The 21,953-nt window shown below is 68.1% G+C and carries 20 protein-coding genes and 1 pseudogene; 8 read left to right on the top strand and 13 right to left on the bottom strand.

Annotated features, from left to right (window positions below; all coding sequences use genetic code 11):
• Positions 1 to 11 precede the first annotated feature (11 nt).
• From AC3B5T_RS10415 to AC3B5T_RS10390, 6 genes and pseudogenes are all read left to right on the top strand, one after another.
• A complete protein-coding gene (locus AC3B5T_RS10415; protein ID WP_488358604.1) occupies positions 12 to 1,337 on the top strand; it encodes a hypothetical protein in 1,326 nt (441 codons plus the stop codon).
• On the top strand, positions 1,280 to 2,257 hold the full coding sequence (locus AC3B5T_RS10410; RefSeq protein ID WP_488358603.1) for a hypothetical protein: 978 nt from the start codon (positions 1,280 to 1,282) through the stop codon (positions 2,255 to 2,257). The genes AC3B5T_RS10415 and AC3B5T_RS10410 overlap by 58 nt, the downstream gene beginning before the upstream one ends.
• A 111-nt stretch (positions 2,258 to 2,368) precedes the next feature.
• Complete coding sequence (locus AC3B5T_RS10405; protein ID WP_010842833.1) at positions 2,369 to 3,103, top strand: TerD family protein; 735 nt, start codon at positions 2,369 to 2,371, stop codon at positions 3,101 to 3,103.
• 15 nt (positions 3,104 to 3,118) lie between these two features.
• Positions 3,119 to 3,898 (top strand): cyclase family protein, encoded by a 780-nt coding sequence (locus tag AC3B5T_RS10400; protein ID WP_488358602.1) that lies wholly within the window; start codon positions 3,119 to 3,121, stop codon positions 3,896 to 3,898.
• Positions 3,898 to 5,585 (top strand): annotated as a pseudogene (locus tag AC3B5T_RS10395) (thiamine pyrophosphate-binding protein). The gene AC3B5T_RS10400 and the pseudogene AC3B5T_RS10395 overlap by 1 nt, the downstream one beginning before the upstream one ends.
• 430 nt (positions 5,586 to 6,015) lie before the next feature.
• Positions 6,016 to 6,828: a hypothetical protein gene (locus AC3B5T_RS10390; RefSeq protein WP_035717432.1), complete on the top strand. Its 813-nt coding sequence runs from the start codon at positions 6,016 to 6,018 to the stop codon at positions 6,826 to 6,828.
• Between the two features lie 61 nt (positions 6,829 to 6,889).
• On the opposite strand, the gene ppk2 is transcribed toward AC3B5T_RS10390, so the two are convergent.
• The 5 genes from ppk2 to AC3B5T_RS10365 all read right to left on the bottom strand — a co-directional run bounded on the left by ppk2 (position 6,890) and on the right by AC3B5T_RS10365 (position 10,533).
• On the bottom strand, positions 6,890 to 7,840 hold the full coding sequence (ppk2, locus tag AC3B5T_RS10385; RefSeq protein ID WP_010842837.1) for a polyphosphate kinase 2: 951 nt from the start codon (positions 7,838 to 7,840) through the stop codon (positions 6,890 to 6,892).
• 104 nt (positions 7,841 to 7,944) lie between these two features.
• Positions 7,945 to 8,466: a DUF6764 family protein gene (locus AC3B5T_RS10380; protein ID WP_010842838.1), complete on the bottom strand. Its 522-nt coding sequence runs from the start codon at positions 8,464 to 8,466 to the stop codon at positions 7,945 to 7,947.
• Positions 8,467 to 8,576: 110 nt separating this feature from the next.
• Complete coding sequence (locus tag AC3B5T_RS10375) at positions 8,577 to 9,017, bottom strand: SRPBCC family protein (protein ID WP_010842839.1); 441 nt, start codon at positions 9,015 to 9,017, stop codon at positions 8,577 to 8,579.
• Between the two features lie 91 nt (positions 9,018 to 9,108).
• Positions 9,109 to 9,786 carry a DUF4166 domain-containing protein gene (locus AC3B5T_RS10370; protein ID WP_014925316.1) on the bottom strand — a complete coding sequence of 226 codons (678 nt, stop codon included), beginning with the start codon at positions 9,784 to 9,786 and terminating at the stop codon, positions 9,109 to 9,111.
• A gap of 138 nt (positions 9,787 to 9,924) precedes the next feature.
• Entirely contained in the window at positions 9,925 to 10,533 is a 609-nt protein-coding gene (locus AC3B5T_RS10365) for a TetR/AcrR family transcriptional regulator (protein WP_010842841.1), read from the bottom strand.
• Positions 10,534 to 10,659: 126 nt separating this feature from the next.
• Here AC3B5T_RS10365 and AC3B5T_RS10360 point away from each other — a divergent pair, with 126 nt between their 5' ends.
• The gene (locus tag AC3B5T_RS10360; protein ID WP_193748592.1) at positions 10,660 to 11,139 is read left to right on the top strand and encodes a PaaI family thioesterase; all 480 of its coding nucleotides are present in this window, start codon (positions 10,660 to 10,662) and stop codon (positions 11,137 to 11,139) included.
• An 18-nt stretch (positions 11,140 to 11,157) separates the two neighbouring features.
• Here the strand turns inward: AC3B5T_RS10360 and AC3B5T_RS10355 are convergent, their stop codons facing one another.
• The 7 genes from AC3B5T_RS10355 to AC3B5T_RS10325 form a co-directional block, all read right to left on the bottom strand.
• Entirely contained in the window at positions 11,158 to 13,356 is a 2,199-nt protein-coding gene (locus AC3B5T_RS10355) for a glycoside hydrolase family 3 C-terminal domain-containing protein (protein ID WP_488358601.1), read from the bottom strand.
• 107 nt (positions 13,357 to 13,463) lie between these two features.
• A complete protein-coding gene (locus AC3B5T_RS10350; protein ID WP_055475770.1) occupies positions 13,464 to 14,273 on the bottom strand; it encodes a tyrosine-protein phosphatase in 810 nt (269 codons plus the stop codon).
• Between the two features lie 27 nt (positions 14,274 to 14,300).
• Positions 14,301 to 15,326: an alpha/beta hydrolase gene (locus AC3B5T_RS10345; RefSeq protein ID WP_488358600.1), complete on the bottom strand. Its 1,026-nt coding sequence runs from the start codon at positions 15,324 to 15,326 to the stop codon at positions 14,301 to 14,303.
• Between the two features lie 433 nt (positions 15,327 to 15,759).
• Positions 15,760 to 16,680 carry an MSMEG_6728 family protein gene (locus AC3B5T_RS10340; RefSeq protein WP_488358599.1) on the bottom strand — a complete coding sequence of 307 codons (921 nt, stop codon included), beginning with the start codon at positions 16,678 to 16,680 and terminating at the stop codon, positions 15,760 to 15,762.
• Between the two features lie 66 nt (positions 16,681 to 16,746).
• On the bottom strand, positions 16,747 to 18,348 hold the full coding sequence (locus AC3B5T_RS10335; protein ID WP_488358598.1) for an HNH endonuclease signature motif containing protein: 1,602 nt from the start codon (positions 18,346 to 18,348) through the stop codon (positions 16,747 to 16,749).
• A 173-nt stretch (positions 18,349 to 18,521) separates the two neighbouring features.
• Complete coding sequence (locus AC3B5T_RS10330; RefSeq protein WP_488358597.1) at positions 18,522 to 19,181, bottom strand: DsbA family oxidoreductase; 660 nt, start codon at positions 19,179 to 19,181, stop codon at positions 18,522 to 18,524.
• 46 nt (positions 19,182 to 19,227) lie between these two features.
• Entirely contained in the window at positions 19,228 to 19,626 is a 399-nt protein-coding gene (locus AC3B5T_RS10325) for a winged helix-turn-helix transcriptional regulator (RefSeq protein WP_488358596.1), read from the bottom strand.
• A 26-nt stretch (positions 19,627 to 19,652) separates the two neighbouring features.
• Between AC3B5T_RS10325 and AC3B5T_RS10320 the strand changes: the two genes are divergently transcribed.
• Positions 19,653 to 20,054 carry a VOC family protein gene (locus AC3B5T_RS10320; protein WP_488358595.1) on the top strand — a complete coding sequence of 134 codons (402 nt, stop codon included), beginning with the start codon at positions 19,653 to 19,655 and terminating at the stop codon, positions 20,052 to 20,054.
• A 52-nt stretch (positions 20,055 to 20,106) separates the two neighbouring features.
• Here AC3B5T_RS10320 and groL read toward each other — a convergent pair whose 3' ends face one another.
• Positions 20,107 to 21,732: a chaperonin GroEL gene (gene groL / locus AC3B5T_RS10315; RefSeq protein WP_010842848.1), complete on the bottom strand. Its 1,626-nt coding sequence runs from the start codon at positions 21,730 to 21,732 to the stop codon at positions 20,107 to 20,109.
• Between the last annotated feature and the right edge of the window lie 221 nt (positions 21,733 to 21,953).

Here is a 21,953-nt window from a genome sequence, read left to right as displayed (position 1 = left end):
TAAGGGGTCTGATGGAGCCGTTCGTCGGCAACGACTACCGCAAACGCGTGCTCGCCGCGGTCGAGCGACGCGGCGGCCCAGGCGAATCCGATTCGTTCGAACTGTATGACATCCCGGTCGGGGAGGCCGAGCGACTCGACGACGATGCCGTGGCCGCGCGCCTCGACGAGGTCTGGGCGTTCTGGCAGAAGCAACGCGACCACCCGAAGTACCGCATCCTGGTGGCACGACTGGTCGCCGAACACGACGAGCGGTCGGCGCCGTTGCGGCACAAGACCGGCCGGATCGCCGAGGCGCGCGCGGTGACCACCCGGCGCGAACTACGCGATCAGCAGAGGTTCGAACTCCTCGACAACGCGATCGCGCGACTCAACGAACGCTACGGCGGCATACCGAGATCCAAGCGCGCCGGGCTCGAGGAGATCGGCGCGATGGGTGGCCTCGAGCCGGCGGAGACGGCCACCCGCCTGCGGCGTCACCGCATCGTCGACGATGTGCCCGCCCCAGCCGCCGCGCCGGTGCCGCCGCGGGTGACGTTGTCGGCACAGCAACGCGCCCAGATCGGCGACCTGCTCGCCGAGTTCGACCGGCTGCACGACGGCGACCCCACCCCGACCCTGCTGACCCTGTTGCACCTCGACACCGACGCCGTCGCCGACCGCGGTGTCATCGAGTCGCGGGCCGTCGCACTCAACGAGCGCGCCCGCGAACTCGCGGCCGGCCGGTTCCGCGCGGTCCTCGACGAGCTCCTGGTTCACGTGCACGACGTCCTGCTCGCCGATCCCGCCCTGGCACAGGAGTATCGGCAGTCGGTGATCGACGAGGTGACCGACCATCTCCGGCCACGGGTCCGGGCCGCGGTCCTGGTCGAGGACGAACTCGGGACACAGGACCACGAGTACCTGCTCGACGAGGCGCGCACCCGCGGGCTGGGCGCACGGGACGCGCGCACGGTGATCGCCGGACTCGCCGCCGAATTCGGCGCGCCCCTCCCCCGGGCGAGCCCCTTCCACCGCCGGCCGAGCCCCTCCCGCCGCCGGCCGAGCCCCTTCCTCCGCCGGCCGAGCCCCTTCCTCCGCCGGCCGAGCCCCTTCCTCCGCCGGCCGAGCCCCTTCCTCCGCCGGCCGAGCCTGTCGAGGTCGAGGTCCCCGCCCCGCGCAAGAGGCTGTGGGAGAACGATCTTCGAGCCGCCCGAGCCGCGTTGCGCGACGGCCTGCCCGTGCGGGCGCGTTCGGCGATCGCGGACGCCCGGGCCTCGGCCGGCGACGACGACGAGGCCTTGCGGCAGATCGCGGCGGTCGCCGACGAGGTCGAGCGGGTCATCACCCGGGCGGTGACGGACTCGCAACGAGCGGGAGACCTCGCAGACGAGAAGCGACATGTCGCGGCACTCGAACTGCTCGAGAGCGTGTTGCGGGTGGCCCGGGACATCGACCTGCTTCCCGACGTGGACGGCCGACTCGACGAACGGCTGGAGCAGTCACGCGACGTCGTCACCCGGGCCGCCGCGGCTGCCCGAACGGCGTCGGCGGGAGACCCGGCCGGCCTGGCCGCCGTCGCCGAGCTGCGGCGTCAGATCGTGGATCACGACGAGCTCAACTCGGCGGCGGCCGAGGTCATCGTGGAGCCGCCGCGCAACGTCCGGTCGGTCGCCGACGGGGGCGCGATCACCGTCACCTGGGAGCCGTCGGCGACGGGGTCGGTGACGTACCGGGTCGTGCGGATCGGATTCGACGGCTCGACCCGGACGCTGGGTCGGACCACGGCGACCGAGCTGTCCGACGGCAGTGCACCCGACCCGGTCCCGCCGGTCTACGAGGTCACCGCCGTGTACGCCGGGCACCGGTCCGCCCCCGCCCGTACCGACGCCGTGTCCGCCCCGTCCGCCGGTCCGGCGGCCGCGGCCCCCGAGCGACCCTCCGCCCCGCGCCCCGACGACCCGCCGCCGGTCACCGCCGTCTGCGTCGAAGGCGACACCGTGCGCTTCGACTGGCCGGTCGGAGTCACCGAGGCGATGGTCGTCATTCGGCCGGATGCCGCTCCGGATCACCCCGCGGACCCGGCGGCCATCGCGTCGAAGGTGACCAACACCCGGTATCAGATCGACGACGGTTTCCCGCTCCCGCCGGACATCCCACGTCCCTGCCATGTCGCGGTGGCCAGCTGCCGTCGGAGCCCGCAGGGAAAGCTCGTTGTCGCGTCCGCGTTCGGTCCGTCCGCGCGAGCTCATGCGCCGGCGACGGGCGCCGCCGGATGAGGGTGGTCCACTACGCTGGGCGCCAGCACCTGCGACGAGCATCTTCGCCGCGCGATCACCGCGAGAATGTCCGACCCGAGAATGTCACCGACGACGAGATGAGGAACCGAGATGGGGATCGATTACACCAAGCGTCCGAAGGCCCAGCCGCCGCAGCCGCCCGCACAGCCCCCATCCGCACCCGCCGGCTACGGTCAGCAGCCGCCGGCCCCCGCGGACTACGGACAGCAGCCGCCCGCACAGCCGATCTCGATGTCGAAGATCACGCTCACCAAGTCCGCGCCGAGCATCTCGCTGAGCAAGCAGGGCGCGACCACCGGCCAGGTGCGCGTCAACCTGAGCTGGACCTCGAATTCGAAGGGCGGTGGCCTCTTTCGCAAGGCACAGGGGATCGATCTCGATCTCGCCTGCCTGTGGGAGTTCACCGACGGCAGCAAGGGCATCGTCCAGGCACTGGGCAACTCGTTCCGGGCACCGCGTGACGGACAGCCGATCATCTACCTCGACGGTGACGATCGATCCGGCTCCGGTGGCGAGAACATGTACATCGACCTCGCCGCGACCAACCGCATCCGGCGGATCCTGATCTTCGCCTACATCTACGAGGGCACCCCGAACTGGGCGGGCGCGAACGGTGTCGTCACCCTGTTCCCGGCCAACGGCCCGGAGATCGAGGTCCGGCTCGACGAGGCCGATCAGTCCGCGCTCTCCTGCGCGATCGCCCTCTTCGAGAACCGCGGCGGCGAGCTGGTTCTCAACCGCGAGGTGCGCTACATCCGCGGGGCGCAGGACAAGGTCGACGAGGCGTACGGCTGGGGCATGAACTGGCGCGGTGCGCGCAAGTAGCAGAGAATTCCGCCCATGACCGCAACCACGCTGGCCGGTTTCGCCGCCGGTCTCGCCGACGGATCGCTCCGCGTCATCGACCTGACCACCCCGTTGAGTGCGTCGACGCCGGCGCTGCGGCTGCCCGCACCGTTCGCGAACCTGATCGACTTCAGTCTCGAAGAGGTCAGTGCCTACAACGAGCCGGGACCGTACTGGCGGCACAACAACATCCACACCGGGGAGCACATCGGCACCCACCTCGACGCCCCGATCCACTGGATCAGCGGACGCGACGGGGACGATGTGTCACAGATCCCCGTGCAGCGGCTGATCGGTCCGGCTGCGGTCCTCGACCTGACCCGGGAGGTCGCCGACGACCCGGATCATCTGTTGAACGTCGCCGAGGTCGAGTCCTGGGAGGGTGAACACGGACGGCTCGGCGCCGGAACCTGGTTGTTGCTCCGGACCGGCTGGGAGTCGCGTGGCGGGTCTGAGGCGGAGTTCCTGAACACCGACGAGACCGGGTCGCACACGCCCGGCGTGTCGGTGGAATGCGCACAATGGCTGGCCACCGAACGCGAGATCACCGGCCTCGGCGTCGAGACCGTCGGCGTCGACGCCGGTCTCGCCGGAGGGTTCGATCCCGCGTTCCCCGTGCACTACCACTTCCTGGGCAACGACAAATACGGGCTCACCTCGCTACGCAACCTGGGCTCGCTCCCGCCCACCGGGGCGGTGATCGTCGTGAGTCCGCTGCCGATCGTCGGCGGCACCGGCAGTCCGTCGCGCGTGCTGGCGATCGTCGAAGGTTGATGGGCGCACCCGGCCGCTACGGCCCGACGGTCGCCGACGTGGCTGGCCGGGTGCTGGCGGATCTCGGCGTCGGCCATGTTTTCGGTGTGGTCGGCAGCGGGAACTTCGTCTTCACCAACGCCCTGCGCGCCGGCGGGGTGCCGTTCACGGCCGCCCGTCACGAGGGCGGCGCGGCCAGCATGGCCGACGCCTACTCACGGATGTCGGGACGGGTGGGCGTGCTGTCGGTCCACCAGGGGTGCGGGCTCACCAATGCGATGACGGGCATCGCCGAGGCGGCCAAGAGCCGGACGCCGATGATCGTGCTCACCGCGGACTCGCCCGCGTCGGCATTGCGGTCGAACTTCCGCATCGACCAGGAGGCCCTGTCCGCGAGCGTGGGCGCCGTGAACGACCGTGTCCACGGCCCGAGCACCGTGGTCTCCGATGTCACCCGCGCCTTCCGCACCGCGGTGACCCGGCGCCGGACGGTGGTGCTTCATGTCGCGATCGACATCGCCTCGGCCGCATCGGAATTCGATGATCCGGTCGAGCTTTCGGTCGAGCCGCCACGGGTGCGGCCCGATGCCCGGTCGGCGGCCCGTCTGGCCGATGCCATCCGCGCCGCCCGGCGGCCGGTCTTCGTCGCGGGCCGAGGGCGCGCGCCGCCGGACCGGAGGTCGCGGCACTGGCCGAGACCGCCGGTGCGCTGGTCGCGACGTCGGCGGTCGCGAACGGTCTGTTCGCCGGAAACCCGTTCTCTCTCGGCATCTCCGGTGGCTTCTCCTCACCCACCACCGCGGACCTGATCGCCGGTGCCGACCTCATCGTCGGGTGGGGTTGCGCCCTGAACATGTGGACGATGCGGCACGGCCGACTCATCGGGGCGGATGCGACCGTGGTCCAGGTCGACGACGACATCGACGCCATCGGTGCGCATCGTCACGTCGATCTCGGTGTCGTCGGCGACTGTGCCGCGACCGCGGCAGACGTGCTCGACCTTCTGACCGGTGCCGGGAGCGGAGCGAGCGGGCCAGTTCAATCTGGCTACCGCACAACGGAGGTCAGGCAACGGATCTCGGCGTCGTCGAGGTGGCAGGACGTCCCCGTCGCCGGTGAGGTGACACCCGGTCGCGTCGACCCGCGGGCACTGACGATCGCGCTCGACGAGATACTCCCGGCGGAGCGCGTCGTGTCGATCGACTCCGGGAACTTCATGGGCTACCCGTCGACGCATCTGTCGGTTCCCGACGAGAACGGCTTCTGCTTCACCCAGGCCTTCCAGTCGATCGGTCTCGGTCTCGGCACGGCGATCGGCGCGGCGTTCGCACAGCCGGGCCGGCTCCCGGTCCTCGGCACCGGTGACGGCGGATTCCTCATGGCCATCGCCGAATTGGAGACCGCGGTGCGGCTGGCACTGCCGCTGGTCGTCATCGTCTACAACGACTCCGCCTACGGCGCGGAGGTACACCACTTCGGCGACGCCGACATGACGACGGTGACGTTCCCGGAGGTCGACATCGCCGCGATCGCCCGCGGTCACGGCGCGACGGGCGTCACGGTCACCGGACTCGACGACCTCGACGAGGTCCGGGAGTGGGTCGGCTCGCTGTCCTCACCCGAACCGTCCGGGCCACTGATCATCGACGCCAAGATCACCGACGACGGCGGTTCGTGGTGGCTCGCCGAGGCGTTCGCGGGTCACTGACCCACCGGGATTTTGTAGCGAAAATGCGTGCTATTTGCCAACTTTCGCTACAGAACCCCGGTGGGCGTGTGGCGTCGTCGAGTCGCAAGCCATGACACCAAGGTACTCGCCAAAACGTTCGACGACGAAGTTTCTCCACAACCTGCAGGCGTTGAGAGTTGTTGTGTTGCAGCGCATATCACTTGCACCCCAACGGTGAACGAACCATGGTGGACTGTGGTGAACACAAACCCCACCAGTCACACCCGAGACCGGCGCGTCAGGGTCACGATCGGGCACAACTCGACCTCAGCACATTCGCACCGCCCCCGTCGCCGAACTCGGCGGTGCCGCCTGTGCCCACTCGAGCCAGACCATCCGCCGACGCGGCCGCCTGGCCACACCGCGCCGGTCCGGTGATCCACGCGCATGTCTCGGTAGCCTCGTGGCTGTGCGTAGCTTCCTCAGTGCCTTGCTGACACTTGTCGCGATTGCGGCGACCGTCCTCGCCGTTCCGTCCTTCTGGCTGGATCAGCGAATCGTCGATCAAGCGGGATTCGTCTCGACGGTCGCGCCGATGGCGGAGAACCAGGAGGTCAAGGAGTATCTGGCCGACGAGATCGCCGCGCAGGCGACCGCCCGGACCGATCTGCCGATCGCCGGCGTCCTGGTGCGCCCACTGGCCGGTCGCTACACCGAGAGCGAACAGTTCCAGCAGGACTTCGCCGACGTCGTCGGGCAACAACACGCGTTCCTCTTCGAAGAGCCCGCGCCGGGCTCGGACACCTCCGTGATGCAACTCGACATCACCGCCATGATCAACCGTGCCCTGAACCTGTCGGGGGGCAACGCGATCCAGGGTCCGGTCGTGGTGGAACTCACCAACGGCGCCTCGGGCCTCGAGGCGGGCCGGTACGCCGAGGTCGGTGGCCAGATCACGTTGCTCGCGTGGGGTTCGGCCGCCGTGGCCGTGATCGCCGCGGTGCTCGCACTGCTGGTCGCCCGCCGGCGCGGAACCGTGTTCGCGTGGCTCGGACTCGGCGTGGTCGCGGCCGGCGTCTCGACCTGGGCCACGGGCCTGTTCTTCGCCGACCGCGCCAAGCAGGAGGTGGCCGGCGCCGAGAGTTCCGGGCGGCGGGTGGCCGAGCTCATCATCGACGGCGCCTACGACGATGTCACCCGGCTCGCCCTGATCGTCGGCGGGGTGGGCGTCGCGATGTTCGCCGTAGGTGTCCTTGGGCGGTTGATCTCCGGGCGGCGCTGACAAGCGGGCGTGACCGGGACGACGTCGCCATGATGCTCCGTCGTCCGAATCTGCCCGGTGCCTACTCCCCGATCACGTCTGCGGCACGACCGACGATCAGCGGATCGGGCGTACCCACGAACGACTCGTTCTTGCCGTCGTAGTCGAAGAGACTCAGCACGTGGCGCATCGCGTTGATCCGGGCACGTTTCTTGTCGTTGGACTTCACCACCGTCCACGGCGCGTGATCGGTGTCGGTGGCGGCGAACATCGCCTCTTTCGCCTCGGTGTAGGCATCCCACTTGTCGAGCGAGGCCAGGTCCATGGGGGACAGCTTCCACTGTCGCACCGGATCGATCTGACGGATGGCGAACCGGGTCCGCTGCTCGAGCGGGGTGACCGAGAACCAGAACTTGACCAGGTTGATCCCGTCGTCGACGAGCATCTTCTCGAACGCCGGGACCTGGGCGACGAACTGCGTGTACTGCTTCGGGCTGCAGAATCCCATGACCCGCTCGACGCCGGCCCGGTTGTACCAGGAGCGGTCGAAGAACACCATCTCACCGCCTGCGGGCAGGTGCTGGACGTAGCGCTGGAAGTACCACTCGGTGGCCTCGCGTTCACTGGGCTTCTCCAGTGCGATGGTGCGCGCGCCGCGCGGATTGAGATGCTCGTTGAAGCGTTTGATGGTGCCGCCCTTGCCCGCGGCATCTCGACCTTCGAAGACCAGTAGGTGCCGCTGGCCGGTCTGCTTCGACCACTTCTGCAGTTTCAGCAGCTCGATCTGCAGCCGTCGTTTGGTGACCTCGTACTCGCGGCGGCTCATCCGCTCCTCGTACGGATAGTCCTCGCGCCAGGTGTCGACGACGTTCCGTTCGGGCAGGGTGAGCAGAACCGGGTCGTCGTCGTCATCGTCGTTGACCGTGAAGTGGGTCGTGTCGTGGAGGTCGACGAGTTGCTGCAGCGCTTCGCGGCCGTTCAGCACGCTGAAGTCGGGGCCGATCTGGGTCGCGGGATCGTGGAGGTCGGTCACTCCACAACGATAGGACGAAGCGACGAACGACGCCCGACGCTCCGGTGAACGGCCGTCGCGCCGGGCGTGTTCTGTCTCTCAGACCTCGTGCGATGAACCCGAGGTCAGTTCCTCAGGTCGATCGAACCGGAATGCAGGCAGGCCTTGCCGGTGCTGGTGTCGAACGCGGCCGCGAAACCACCGCTGCACCGGGCACCTTCGGGACCGGCGTAGGCCTCGCCGCCCCAGCCACCCACCGCCACCGTGGTGCCGCCCCGGCGGGCCTGGGCGATCGACAGCGCGCTCGGTCCGGTCGTGACCGAATAGGCGTTGCCCCGGGTGTTGGCCCCGGCGAGGGCCGACGAGCCCGGCTGCAGGTTGTAGGCCGCGGCGTTGCCGCCGTTGTCCGACACCGAGACCGCGGTGCCGTAGCCACTGTTCTCATCGGCGGTCGCACGACTGCCGAGTCCGGCCTTCGCACCGCATCCGCTCCGTCCCTCGACCCGCTCGACCTGATGTCCGTTCGACACCGAGCAATGCGTCGAGGCCGAGGACACCCCCTCGCCCGACAGCCCGGCGAAACCGACACATCCGGCGACCCCCGCCGCCAGGACCAGACCGCGAACGGCAAACTTCTTGATTCTCAACTGCTTTGGCCTCCATTGCTCGGGCGCCCCGGTACGGAACGCCCTCAGCGTACCCGCGCTCCGCACCGCGGAGGCAACGATCGACCCGCCACGTCGGGTAACGATTGTCCTCAGGCCGCCGCGCGCTTCTCCACTTCGGTCGTGAGTCCCTTGCGAGCGGTGTCCACCGCCATCTTCTGCGCGCGTCTCACGATGAGGCCGGGCAGCTTGATCTTCAGCTCGACGTCGAGGTCGAACCGGACCCGCGCACCCTTGTCGGTCTCGGTGACCGTGTACTTGCCGTGCTGCTCGCTCAGTTGATTCGACTCGATGAGGTGCCATTCGCACGAGTTGCCGGTCCACTCGTAGGTGCACGTCTGTTCGTCGGAGATCCCCGCGGCGGTGACGACCATCCGCACCTTCTCCGGCGTGCCGTCGTCGTAACTGGTCAGGATCTCGGCTTCCTTGTGCGGGCCCGACCAGTCCGGCAGGGACTCGATGTCCATGAGCACTTCCATCACCACCGCGACCGGGGCGGCGACGTCGAATTCGATGTTCGCTGAGACAGCCATGCGCTGAACCTACCGCGCGCCTGCGAAGCCGATGCGAAGAACTGTCGACGACGTGTCGAACCCGTGGTGAGGTCGCCCGCCGCAGTGCGGGTCAGCTCTCACGGTCCACGAGGTTGACCGGCCACGCCTCGTCCGGGATGTCGCGCAGCGAGCACGCCTGGTCGACCGCGGTGAACCAGCCGCGGAAATGCATGATCTCGCCGATGACCGGATTGCGGACGGTCGCATCGCACCGGAAGCGGTCCCGTTTCTCGTCCCACCCCTCGATGTACTTCATCTGGGCGGTGAAGAGTCCCCGCATCCCGACCTTCGGTCCGCGTCCGAGCCAGCGCATCGGCCCGCTCTCGAGCAGCAGTTCGCCGGACCGCGTCACCGACGGCTCGATGGGATACAGGAACTCGGGACCGTCGCCGAAATAGTCGACCAGGCCCGTGCGCCCGGCCACCAGCAACGAGTTCAGCTTGCGCGGGCCGGTCGTGTACTGGAAGGTTCGCAGCACCGCGAGCGATTCCCGCTCGAGCTCGTCGGAGTAGCAGTAGTAGCCCTGGGTGAAGGGCACCATGCGACTCGTCTTCGAGGGCAGCGCATTGCGCTTCGCGTAGTGCCACAGCGCGGGCGGCGGCAGCGCCGAGGAGATGTACACCGACTCGTAGATCCCGCTACAGATCTGGGCGACATTGGAAGTCGAATCGATGCCGTAGCGCCACGCGACGTTGGGATGGAGACGGTCGAAGTCCGAACCCAGCGCATGCCGGAAGACCGGCGTCATGGCGTCACCCTCCCCGAGCTCACCCACCATTCGGGCCGGCGCCGACGATGAACGGGCGCAGGCCAGGCGTCACCGCGGCGGTGACGACATGGTGAACCTACTGACGGAGCACACGCGTGTCCAACGTCTCGCTCCCGTTCAGAGCCGCTCGACCGCGGCGTCGCACAGGCTCGCCAGTTCGGCGATGACGCGATCGAGGGGTTCGACGCTGCGCTGTGTCTGACACAGCCCGACCGCTCCCTCGACTGCCGCGATGGTGAGGTTGGCCAGCGAGTCGGCGCGGTCGCTGTCGACGCCGTCGACCACCAGCCGGGCGGTGACCAGGTCGGCCCACCGCCGCAAGATCTCGGCGGATGCGTCCGCCACCGCGGGCTCGCTGCGTCGGGCGAGTCCGCCGGCGAGCACCGGACAACCGAACTGGAAATCGGTGTTGACCAGTAGACGCCGCCACACCCCGCCGATCTCGCGCATGGTGTCGGCCGGGGTCATCGCGGTCGGGCGCCCGATTCGCTCGGCGATGAACTCACCGGCGTAGCGGACCGCCTCGGTCATCAGTTGGGTCTTGCCGCCGGGAAAATGGTGGTAGATGGACCCGCGAGGGGCGGAACTCGCGGAGATGACATCGCCGATCGAGGTGGCGGCGACGCCGTCGCGGCCGATCAGATCGGCCGCATGCACGACCATACGTTCACGCGGGCCACGGTCGTCCGCGCCGGTGATCACGGACTCGGCGGGATGTGACGTCATGCGGCAACTCCTATGCAGACCTTCATACAACCGATGTCCTGGGCAAGCATACATAGCATCGGCCGAGGTCATTCCGCCTGAGAGGAACCGGGCTGCATATGCACACCTTCATAATTTCGCTCGAGTATGCAACCATGCATAGTCATGACGACGACCGACGCACCGACCGACCCCTCCGCCATGTCCGGACTCGAACTACTGCGTGCCTGGCAGGCCGGCGGCGCGGGTTCGGATCGCCCGAGTATCGGCAGACTGCTGGGCATGGTGCCCAAGCAGATCGATGAAGGCGAGGTCACCTTCGCCGTGACCCCGCAGCCCGATTTCGCCAACCCCCTCGGCACCGTTCACGGCGGCATCTGCGCCACCCTGCTGGACTCGGTGATGGGGTGCGCCGTGCACACCACCCTGCCCGCCGGTGTCGGGTACACGACGCTGGAGCTCAAGGTGAACTACATCCGCTCGGTCGCCGTCGACGCCGGGGAACTCACCGGCGTGGGCACCGTCATCCACGCCGGGCGCACCACCGCGACAGCCGAGGGCAAGGTGTTCTCCCACGACGGCAAGCTCGTCGCCCACGGAACCACCACGTGCATCGTGTTCCGCTGACCCGGCCCGGACCACGGGTCAGTCCGCGCGCGCGGCCGTGATGATGCGGGCGATGTCCTCGCCCCTCATCCCGAAACCGGCGAGGCGTCCGAGGGGGATCGACGCGAGCATCCGCATCATGTCGATCCCCAGCGCGTCGTCGCCCGCACCCATCAGGGGGTTGTTCTCCGCCAGGGAGGCGAGCGCTTGCGCCGCAGCCGGATTCGCCAGGACCTCGCCCAGGGTCGAGTTCTCGTCGATGGGCAGGTCGACCTCGTCCCCCGCGAGTTCGACCGTCGCGCTCAGCCGGACGTCGCGGCTCGACGCCCCGGCATGGATCGCGTATTCACCCGGTTCGACGATCCAGCGGTCGACCCGTGTGTCCCAGTACGCGAGGTCGTCCCGGTCGATCGTCACCGAGACGCTCTCGTTCTCACCCGGTTCGAGGTCGCGGGTGACCGCGAAACCCTTCAGCTCACGCGGCGGTCGCCCGACGCGCGAGTCCGGCTTCGACGTGTAGATCTGGACCACGTCGCGCCCGGCGCGGGTTCCGGTGTTCGTGACCGTCACCTCGACGTCCACGCCCTCACCCGGTCCGTTCGACGCGACCGAGAGATCCGAGTACTCGAACGTCGTGTAGGACAACCCGTGCCCGAACGGATACGAGACCTCCATGTCCCGCGCGTCGTACCAGCGGTAACCCACGTAGATGCCCTCGCCGTACCGGATGTGCGAGTTCTCGTTCGGGAAGTTGAGGTACGCCGGGGTGTCCTGCAACCTGACCGGCACGGTCTCGGTGAGCCGCCCCGACGGGTTCACCACGCCGACGAGCACGTCGGCGATCGCTCCGCCCCCGGCCTGCCCGAGAAGCGCGCCGTCGAGGACTGCGGGAGCCGCTGCGATCGGTCCGAGGCGGAGGACTCCGCCGTGGGCGAGCACCACCACCGTGCGGGGTTGCACCGCCAGGATCTCGGTCAGCAGCTCGATCTGCTCCGCGGGCAGTTCGATGTCGTCACGGTCGAAGCCCTCCGACTCCTGCGACGCCGCCAATCCCAGGAACACGACTGCGACGTCGGCCTCGGTCGCGGCGGTGATCGCGTCGGCCGAATCCACCGGGGAACCGTCGGTGGAGAATCCCTGGGCGTAGGTCACCGTGTGGCCGGCCGCCCGGATCTCGTCCACCGGTACATCGAGGCGTGTCGGATTCACGTGCGAACTGCCGCCGCCCTGATACCGGGGTTCGCTCGCGAACGCTCCGATGACCGCGACGGATTGCTCGGCGGCCAGTGGGAGAACGCCGCCGTCGTTCTTCAGGAGGACGATGGACCGGCCGGCCGCCTCCCGCGCGAGACGGTGGTGCAGATCGAGATCGGCGACGGCCCGGTCCGCGCGGCCGGCGACGGCCCGCTCGGCGAGTTTCCGCACCGCTCGGGCCGAGCGGTCCACGGCCGCCTCGTCGAGGTTCCCGTTCTCGACGGCATCGACGACCTGCGCGTCGGTCCTGCCCCCGGAACCGGGCATCTCGAGATCCAGTCCGGCCGCGACCGCGCGAACGCGATCGGCGACGGCACCCCAGTCGGAGACCACCACACCGTCGTAACCCCACTCGCCGCGCAACAGGTCGGTGAGGAGCCAGCGGTTCTCCGCGGCGGAGGTGCCGTTGATGCGGTTGTAGGAGCACATCACCGTCCACGGAGCGGCCGAGCGGATGATGTGCGCGAAGGCGCGGAGGTAGATCTCCCGCATCGGCCGGGGATCGACGTCGGAGCTCGACCGCATCCGGTCGTCCTCGGCGTTGTTCAGCGCGAAGTGTTTGAGCGATGCCCCGACCCCCATGCTCTGGACGCCGTCGACCCAGGCCGCGCCGAGCCGGCCGGTGACGAACGGGTCCTCGGCGAAGTACTCGAAGTTCCGCCCGCTCCGGGGATCTCGTTTGATGTTCACACCGGGACCGAGGAGAACGTCGACGTCGAGGCCGCGGGCCTCTCGTCCCAGCGCTTCGCCGACACGACGGATCAGTCCGACGTCCCAACTCTGGCCGAGACCCACCGCTGGCGGAAAACAGGTGGCGGGTTCGCTGTCGGCGAGACCGAGATGATCGGTCGCGCCGGTCTGCTTGCGGACTCCGTGCGGGCCGTCGGTCAACGTCAGCGCGGGAACCGGGCCGACCGCCTTCGTGGTCCAGAAATCGGCGCCGCTGCCCAGCGCGGCCTTCTCGGACAAGCTGAGTTCACTCATCCCACGACACTACCGACCAGAGTCGACTCTCAGCTCGGTCGCGGGCAGTACGTCCTGGTGGCCACCGGACCGGATCTCCTGGTCCCACTGCGCAATTCACGGCGAACTCACCCCTCGAGGTAGCGGTCCCGGAGGGCTCGCCGGTCTTCGGCATCCAGGCCCAGCGCCTCGCTGAAGTAGCCCTCGATCCCGCCGAAACGAGTGCGCACCTCGTCGAAGGCCGCGTCGAGGTAACCGGCGTCGACCCCCAGTACGCCGACGAGCAGTTCGGGATCACCCCCGGCCGCGGCGAACCCGTCGAAGATGTGCCCGAGCGACGGGATGAGACGTTCGTTGGTGAGGAGGTAGTCGCGGTACACGTCGTCCGCGGGCACTCCGAGCAAGGTCAGGAACGCCGCGGCTGCCCACCCGGTTCGGTCCTTGCCGGTGGTGCAGTGCACCAGGGCCGGCGTCGTCCCATCGTCGAGCAGCCCTCGAAAGAACCGAGTGTAGGCGGCGGTCGCACTGGGCAACGTGATCATCTCGCGATAGGTCCCGGAGATCATCGCGCGCGCCTTGCCGCCCGACAACATCTCGCCTGCCTCCGCGACGACGGCGGGATCGGCGAGAACCGCACCGATGTTGGCCGGAATCGACATCTGCGCATCGGCGAGGACGTCGAGAGCGATGTTCGACGCACCGGGCAGGACGGGATCCGGGATGGCTTCGCTCTCGTGCTCCGACCTGAGGTCGTACACGGCCGTCAGCCCCAGCGCCTCCAGCGCGGGTACGTCGGAGACGTCGAGGGCGGAGAAGTCCGTCGAGCGGAACAGGAGCCCGGATCGGACGGTGCGGCCGTCGACGGTGCGCCAGCCGCCGAGGTCGCGCAGGTTCGGCAGGCTCGGGATGGGGCTCGGCGCACCGGGGGTCGCAGTCACGGTCACATCGTGACAGATCTCCGGCGGTCAGTCGGTGAGCGCGCGTTCGAGCATCGGCCACGACTTCACGAGCTGGTCCTGCCAGTACGGCCAGGCGTGCGTACCGGGTGTGTAGTCGACGGTCGCGGGGATGGCGAGTTGCTTGAGCCGGCGGTCGAGATTCAAGGTGCATTGGTGCGTCGCGGCCTCGATCGCGCCACCCACCGCGATCTGGTCGATGTAGATCGTCGTCTTCCCGTCGATTCCCTGGCTCTGCAACTGGTCATGCGGCCCGGGAACCCCCGTGCCGGTGCTGATGTAGATCGCCTTGCCGCGCAACTTGTAGGCGTTGACGACCGGATCGTGGGCACGCCACCCCGGGGACCCGACCGGACCCCAGATGTTGGCGATGTCACCCCCTCCGCGGCCCTCGACCACCGCCCGGATCGCCAGCCGGCCCAGATTCGTACTCGTCTCCGCACATCCGCTGTAGGACGCGACGGCCCGGTAGAGCTCGGGCGCGGACTCGGCGAGGCTCAGCGACGACGTCCCCGCCATCGAGATCCCCGCGATCGCATTCACCCCGGTCGTATTCAATTTCTGGTCGATGAGCGGCGGCAATTCGCTGGTCAGAAAGGTCGTCCATTTATTGCGCCCGAGAACCGGGTCGACTTTCACCCAGTCGGTGTAATAGCTGTATGCGCCCCGCATCGGCACGACCACGTTCACATTCTTGTCGGAGACGAAATCGACGATGTCGGTCTGCTCGAACCAGTGCCCGGTCCCCTCTCCGCCACCGGCGCCGTTCAGCAGGTAGAGCGTCGGCCGGGGCACCGATCGGTCCGCCGGCATGAGCACCCGCACCGGCACACTGCGTTTCATCGACGGCGAGTAGACCGACAGGTCGAGGACCCGGCCGTCGGCGACCGCGCGGGCCAACGCCTCGGCCCGGGTCGATCCGTTTCCCGGTTCCGCGCCGGTAATCGACGGAATGGCCAGCGTGACAACGAGTGCCGCGATCGAGATCATGGTGGCGACCAGGCGTCGGCAGAGAGCACCATCCGCTGCGGACATCACAGTCCCTTCACATCCCTACCGCTCACATCACAGCAACCGCGCCGTCGTCTCGACAACGGAATTCACACGTGGAGATTTCGATCCGAATACGTTTCACCATACGCACCGGGGCGAATCCCGTCCGCATTACTCCGCCGGCGACGATTTCCGTTCATGTCGCGGGTCAGCGCGATAAAACCAAGATTCGAAGCGTTTTCACGATGACAAATATCGCGTACCGCGAGCACAGCGCGCCTGAGCAGCAATTCTGGCCTCCCGGTACGCCGAATCGACTGGTGAGCTCTGGCCGGAAACGGTGCCTGTACATCGCTCGGCACGGGGGGCTTCGCTGCGACCGGCCGACGAAGATTCGGCCGATCGGACGACAACGCAGACCGGAGGACGACGATCGGGCGAAACCAGAGCGGACGACAACACTGCCCTGGATCGCTCAGGGTGTCACGGACGCGGGGAACAGTGTGCGCGGGTTCTGCAGCAACGCCGGCGGGGTGACGGCCGTCCGCTCGAGCGTGCCGGTCCACCGGACGCGGCGGCGATGCGGCGTGAGCGTCTTCCCGCGAGTCGAGAACTCGTAGTCGCCGTCCACCACGCCGAGCACGAGCGTGTCGACGTCCGCCGCACCGGTGTTCTGCGGTGGAAGGATGGCGACCTCGTCCCCGGCCGCCAGGTCGGAGACGAACGACGCCAGCACGCGGAGGTCCTTTCCCGGCCGACGCCCCGGACTGCGCTCCTTCAGCAGCGTCCGGAGCGACGCGTCGGCGCCCGCCGTCGCGTCGACGTCGACGCCGGACTCGGTGCCGAACCCGACGATCCGCCGACGTCGGAATTCGGCGTACTGCTCGTCCGAGGTCGCCCGCACAATCCACACGGTGCGGGTCGGCGCATCCAGGTCACGGACCTCGGCGACGGGCGGATCGGGCCAGAAGTACGGTTGCTCGTCATCGACGTCGTCGAACACGGCGCCGTAGAAGTCCGGCGCCTTGCGGAGCAGCGCGGCACGATGACTGCGATGCAGCCTGTCATCGCCCAGCCACTCGGGCATCCGACCCTGCGCGGCCAACTCGGACTGGGGTCGCCCCACCACATCGGGCGCGAACTCGGCGATCATCGCCGCGGTGCTGTCCGCACGCCCTTCGCGGGTCCACACATCGACGACGGCGAGCCCGTAGGCGACCAGTGCCGGGGTGTGCCCGCGCCACATCATCACCGCGGGATGATTGGTCCAGCCGTAGTCGAAGAGTTCGAGCGCCCGCAGGATCTGCAACGTCTCGACCCGCTGTTTGCCGAGCCTGGCGGGGTCGAGGACCTCGGCGGAGCGCCGGAAATCCGGGTAGGGCAGGAACGTCTGCATCGTCCTCGCATACCCACTACGACCGTGCACTCACACGTCGGCCGCGACGCGCAGCCGACAAACCGTTCAGAACGGTGGTGGGTTGGCGGCGTTCCACGCGTCGATCTCGCGACGGTGGGCGGTGGTGCGGGTGGCTCGCTGCTCGGCGAGCTTGCTGCGTGCCGGATGATCGGGCGGGCGTCCGGGAACGAGGTAGCCGAACAGGTCGCGGCCGTTGAACGCGTTGCCGACGAAGGTGTGTCCGGTCGGGGACTGGAACCAGGCGGTCAGGTACTCGTCCTGGTAGTCGCGCCACATGCCGAAGGTCTTGATCCGGTGGTGAAAACGGCACAGCGGCTTGAGGTTGCGCTGCGACGTCGGACCACCGGCCCGTGGTGATTCGTGGTCGAACGGGATGGTGTGGTCGAGATCAGCCGTCCACACCGGTGAGTTGCAGCCGGGGAAGGTGCAGCACAGCTCACCGCAGCGCACCAGGGTCTGCAGCTTGCGGCTCGGGGCGTATCGGGAGCCGGCTGCGGCATCGGCGCCGGCGTCGGCGTTGACGAAAGAGCGTTGCGCGTCGGCGAGCAGTGATCGCATGGTGTCGGCGTCGATCAGTCCGTGTCCGTCGAGGAACCCGGGGTCGTCGTCGCGGCCGAGCAGCGTAGACAAGTTCACCACGATGTGGAACATCGGCACCGGAACAGGCACAGGCGCATAGCCGGCGTCGGATGTCGGGCCTGCATCGAGACCGTCTGTCTCCAGGCCTGTTTCGGCTTGCGGGTCGTCGAGGTCGACCGGTGCGGGCGCACAGTGTGGGCAGCGGCACGGAAGCACATCGAGGTGGGCGGCGAGCGCGATCAGGGCATCGACGCGTCGTTGCTGTGTGGTGCGAGGGTCGTCGTGATGCACTGCGGCGGCCATCGCGTCGAGCTGGGTGTTGAGTTCGGCGGCGTCGGTGACGGGCAGGGTGCCGGTGATACGAGACTGGCCGGGTGTGAATCGGTCGGGTGCGATGATGATCTTGCGGTCGTCGCCGGCGCGTTCGCGGCGGCGACGAACCGCATCGGGGGCATGCTTGGCGACGATCGAGTCGACCAGGATGGTGAACTGGGTGGTCGACATCGGTGGGCGGGCCAGGATCGCCTCGGCCAGATGAGCATCGACGGTCGGCACGTCGGCGTCGGGCACGAAGTCGGTACGTTTCATGGCGATGGTGAAGCGTCGCTGGTCGATCCGCCCGTAGGCCAGGGTGTTGCCGGTCAGCATGAGCCGGTAACGCAGGACATCACCTGTGCGGATGAGATCGCGGGCCTCGGCGGCGGGGATCATCAGCGCGGCGCCGAGTTCGGCGGTGGCCTGGTCGAATCCATCGGGCCCGTACTCGGCGTACGGATCGATCCCGGCGGCTGCGTCGGCCGCGCGCCGGTGCAGTTCGTCTTCGGACGAGGCCTGGCCGTCGTGGTGTTCGGTGCGGCGCAGCTGGTAGTCGAGTTCGCGTTCCTCGTGCAGCAGACTCGCCGCAGTCAGGAGTCGGTAGGAAGCGGCGGAGGTGATCGACGCGCAGTGGGTGATGACATCCACCAGCTCGGTGGCCGACAGTTCGACATCGGAAAGCACTGCAGGCAAGGACAACTCGGACTCGGACTCATCGCCCGAGATTCCTGCGCCCTCGCCCCCGAATTGCATGAAACCAATATATGACCGACCACCGACAAGAATCGCCGACCGCGTCAGACGGTTCCGAAACTCACTCCAGCACAGGCTCCGACGTGTCGGTCCCCGCCTCCGGCAGTACACACACGCCGTCGACGCAGACTGCCGCGTCGTCGTCGCCGATCATCTCGAAGCGCACCGGCGGTTCAGACACGATCGACCGCCTCGGCGCGGACCTTGTCGAGGGCCTGGGTGAACGTCTCCGGCGCCTGTGCACCAGAGACGCCGTATTTGCCGTTGATGACGAAGAACGGCACACCGCTGATCCCGTACGCCCGCGCCTGATCGATGTCGGCGGCGACGGCAGCGGAGTACTCCCCCGACTCCAGCGCGGCGAGGACGGCGTCGCGCTCGAGGCCGACATCAGCCGCCAGATCGGCCAGTTCCTCGGCGCGGCCGACGTGCCGCCCCTGCTCGAAGTACGCTTTGAACAGGCGCTCGGCCAGATCCGTCTGTCGGCCATGCGCTTTCGCGAAATGCAGGGTTTCGTGCGCCTTCAGTGTCTTGGTGTGCTGCAACCGGTCGAAGTCGTAGTCGAGACCGACGCCGGCGGCGATCTCACGGACCTGGTCGAGCATCCCCCGGACCTGCTCGGCGGGCATGCCCTTGTGCCGGACGAGGAAGTCGATCTCCGAGCCGTCGAAGTCGACCGGTGTGTCGGGGGCGAGCTCGAAGCTGTGGTAGGTCACCTCGACGTCGTCACGCCCGGCGAACTCCGCCAGTCCGGCCTCGAACTTGCGTTTGCCGATGTAGCACCAGGGGCAGGCGATGTCGGACCAGATGTCGACGGTGATGGGAGCACTCATGGCCGTCTCAACACCTCCCGGATCGAGAACGTTCCCGGGAGTGCACTCACGCTCGGTCGAGCGATCCGGGCACCCCGAGCAGGTCGTCGAGATGCGCTCGCGACCAGTCGCAGAGACCGTGGACCGTCGTGACCAGGTCTCGACCGGCGTCCGTCACCGTGTAGTCCACCCGCGGGTTCGCGCTGCGATGGTCGTGACGATGGATCAGTCCGTGCGCTTCGAGGTCGCGCAGCGTCTGGGTGAGCACCTTGTCGCTGATCGTCCCGATCGACCGTTTCAGCTCGCGGAATCGGCGGGGTCGCTGCCGAATCTCCTCGAGGACGGTCAGACCCCACTTCGTCGACACCACGGCGAAGACCGACCGCGCGAGTCCCCGGGCCCGCTCCTCGGCCTCGGACGACGGCCCGGCGGACCCACTCACCTCGAAGTTCGTACTGCCGCTCATCCGCCTGCGCTCCTAGCGTGGGGTCGATGCGAGTGCTGAAGACCTACGCCAGAGTATTCGTCGCCGACCTCGACGAGTCGCTACCGCTGTACGAGACCCTCGTCGGTGCATCCGCCGATCTCCGTTTCGCCTTCGAGAGGGCCGAACTCGCCGCCGTCGGCGACTTCCTCCTCATCGCGGGGGCCGACGACGATGTCGAAACCTACCGGTCCACCGTCGGACCCGTCATAGTCGATGATCTCGACGCACTCATCGCGCTGATCACCGGCACGTCCGCAGCCGTCGTCATCGGAGAATCACACAGTGCGACAGGACGATTCGCCTACCTTCGCCACCCCGACGGCGCGGTCCTCGAATACGTCGAGTGGTCGCCGGAGATCGTCGCGACCGTGTTCGCAACGCCGAAGGCCGGCCACCCTCTCGGGTGACCGGCCTTCGGTTGGAGCTGCGTTGAGTGAACGCAGGGATCTGATCAGGAGATCAGAAGCCCATTCCGCCCATCTCGTCGCCACCCGGCATGGCCGGTGCGGCGTTCTTCTCGGGCTTGTCGGCGACGACGGCCTCGGTGGTGAGGAACAGAGCCGCGATCGAGGCTGCGTTCTGCAGCGCCGAGCGGGTGACCTTCACCGGGTCGTTGATGCCGGCCTTGAGCAGGTCCTCGTACACACCGGTGGCGGCGTTGAGGCCGGTGCCGGTGGGCGAGTTGAGGACCTTGTCGGCGACGACGCCCGGCTCGAGCCCGGCGTTGATCGCGATCTGCTTGGCCGGAGCCGAGAGCGCGACCTTGACGATGTTGGCGCCGGTGGCCTCGTCACCCTCGAGCGAGAGTGCGTCGATGGCCGGCTCCGACTGCAGCAGGGCCACGCCACCGCCGGCGACGATGCCCTCTTCGACGGCAGCCTTCGCGTTGCGGACGGCGTCCTCGATGCGGTGCTTGCGCTCCTTGAGCTCGACCTCGGTGGCCGCGCCCGCCTTGATGACCGCAACACCGCCGGCCAGCTTGGCCAGACGCTCCTGCAGCTTCTCACGGTCGTAGTCGGAGTCGCTGTTCTCGATCTCGCCGCGGATCTGGGCCACCCGGCCGGCGATGGCGTCGGGATCGCCCGAGCCCTCGACGATGGTGGTCTCGTCCTTGGTCACGACGACCTTGCGTGCGGTACCGAGCAGCTCGACGCCTGCACCCTCGAGCGAGAGGCCGACCTCTTCGCTGATGACCTCGCCGCCGGTGAGGATGGCGATGTCGGCCAGCATGGCCTTGCGGCGGTCACCGAAGCCCGGAGCCTTGACGGCGACGGACTTGAAGGTGCCCTTGAGCTTGTTGACGACGAGGGTGGAGAGAGCTTCGCCCTCGACGTCCTCGGCGATGATCAGCAGCGGCTTACCGGCCTGGATGACCTTCTCCAGCAGCGGCAGCAGGTCCTTGATGGTCGAGACCTTGCCCGAGACCAGCAGGATGTACGGGTCGTCGAGGACGGCTTCCTGGCGGTCGGCGTCGGTGACGAAGTAGCCCGAGATGTAGCCCTTGTCGAAGCGCATGCCCTCGGTGAGCTCGAGCTGCAGGCCGAAGGTGTTGGACTCCTCGACCGTGATGACGCCTTCCTTGCCGACCTTGTCCATCGCCTCGGCGATGAGCTCGCCGATCGAGGGGTCGCCGGCCGAGATGCCTGCGGTCTGAGCGATCTGCTCCTTGGTCTCGACCTCCTTGGCGCTCTTCAGCAGCGACTCGGTGACGGCCTCGACGGCCTTCTCGATGCCGCGCTTCAGACCCAGCGGGTTGGCGCCGGCAGCGACGTTGCGCAGACCCTCACGGACGAGAGCCTGGGCCAGAACGGTGGCGGTGGTGGTGCCGTCGCCCGCGACGTCGTCGGTCTTCTTGGCGACTTCCTTGACCAGCTCGGCGCCGATCTTCTCGTACGGGTCCTCCAGCTCGATCTCCTTGGCGATGGACACACCATCGTTGGTGATCGTGGGGGCGCCCCACTTCTTTTCCAGCACGACGTTGCGACCCTTGGGTCCCAACGTCACCTTGACGGCGTCGGCGAGGCTGTTGAGGCCCCGCTCGAGGCCGCGACGGGCCTCTTCGTCGAACGCGATTTGCTTGGCCATGGGTAAGTGATCCTCCGAAGGGGGTGACACTAGGTTCGTATGGCCGGAACTCGGTGCCCGCGACGGACGACCGGTGTGTCATTCGGTACCGGCCTCACCGTCCCGACCTGGCACTCACAGCTCGCGAGTGCCAACCTCGTTTTTAGCACTCGCCCACCGCGAGTGCAAGGTCGGATCGGCGGCAGACCGACGGGATCGCCACACCCGGGGGCACGGCCTTG

It is taken from the genome of Gordonia sp. G4 (genome assembly GCF_057770005.1).
The sequence above is the reverse complement of the archived record's forward strand: the minus strand, read 5'-3'. Positions and strand labels throughout refer to the sequence as shown.

Bases quoted from the DNA above. Each gene is read 5' to 3' on its own strand.
- AC3B5T_RS10320 (WP_488358595.1), top strand. From the start codon at position 19,653: ATGCGAGTGCTGAAGACCTACGCCAGAGTATTCGTCGCCGACCTCGAC.
- AC3B5T_RS10415 (WP_488358604.1), top strand. From the start codon at position 12: ATGGAGCCGTTCGTCGGCAACGACTACCGCAAACGCGTGCTCGCCGCG.
- AC3B5T_RS10345 (WP_488358600.1), bottom strand. From the start codon at position 15,326: ATGTCCGCAGCGGATGGTGCTCTCTGCCGACGCCTGGTCGCCACCATG.
- AC3B5T_RS10325 (WP_488358596.1), bottom strand. From the start codon at position 19,626: ATGAGCGGCAGTACGAACTTCGAGGTGAGTGGGTCCGCCGGGCCGTCG.
- AC3B5T_RS10360 (WP_193748592.1), top strand. From the start codon at position 10,660: ATGCAACCATGCATAGTCATGACGACGACCGACGCACCGACCGACCCC.
- AC3B5T_RS10400 (WP_488358602.1), top strand. From the start codon at position 3,119: ATGACCGCAACCACGCTGGCCGGTTTCGCCGCCGGTCTCGCCGACGGA.
- AC3B5T_RS10355 (WP_488358601.1), bottom strand. From the start codon at position 13,356: ATGAGTGAACTCAGCTTGTCCGAGAAGGCCGCGCTGGGCAGCGGCGCC.
- AC3B5T_RS10370 (WP_014925316.1), bottom strand. From the start codon at position 9,786: ATGACGCCGGTCTTCCGGCATGCGCTGGGTTCGGACTTCGACCGTCTC.
- AC3B5T_RS10340 (WP_488358599.1), bottom strand. From the start codon at position 16,680: ATGCAGACGTTCCTGCCCTACCCGGATTTCCGGCGCTCCGCCGAGGTC.
- AC3B5T_RS10405 (WP_010842833.1), top strand. From the start codon at position 2,369: ATGGGGATCGATTACACCAAGCGTCCGAAGGCCCAGCCGCCGCAGCCG.
- AC3B5T_RS10330 (WP_488358597.1), bottom strand. From the start codon at position 19,181: ATGAGTGCTCCCATCACCGTCGACATCTGGTCCGACATCGCCTGCCCC.
- AC3B5T_RS10365 (WP_010842841.1), bottom strand. From the start codon at position 10,533: ATGACGTCACATCCCGCCGAGTCCGTGATCACCGGCGCGGACGACCGT.
- groL (WP_010842848.1), bottom strand. From the start codon at position 21,732: ATGGCCAAGCAAATCGCGTTCGACGAAGAGGCCCGTCGCGGCCTCGAG.
- AC3B5T_RS10335 (WP_488358598.1), bottom strand. From the start codon at position 18,348: ATGCAATTCGGGGGCGAGGGCGCAGGAATCTCGGGCGATGAGTCCGAG.
- AC3B5T_RS10375 (WP_010842839.1), bottom strand. From the start codon at position 9,017: ATGGCTGTCTCAGCGAACATCGAATTCGACGTCGCCGCCCCGGTCGCG.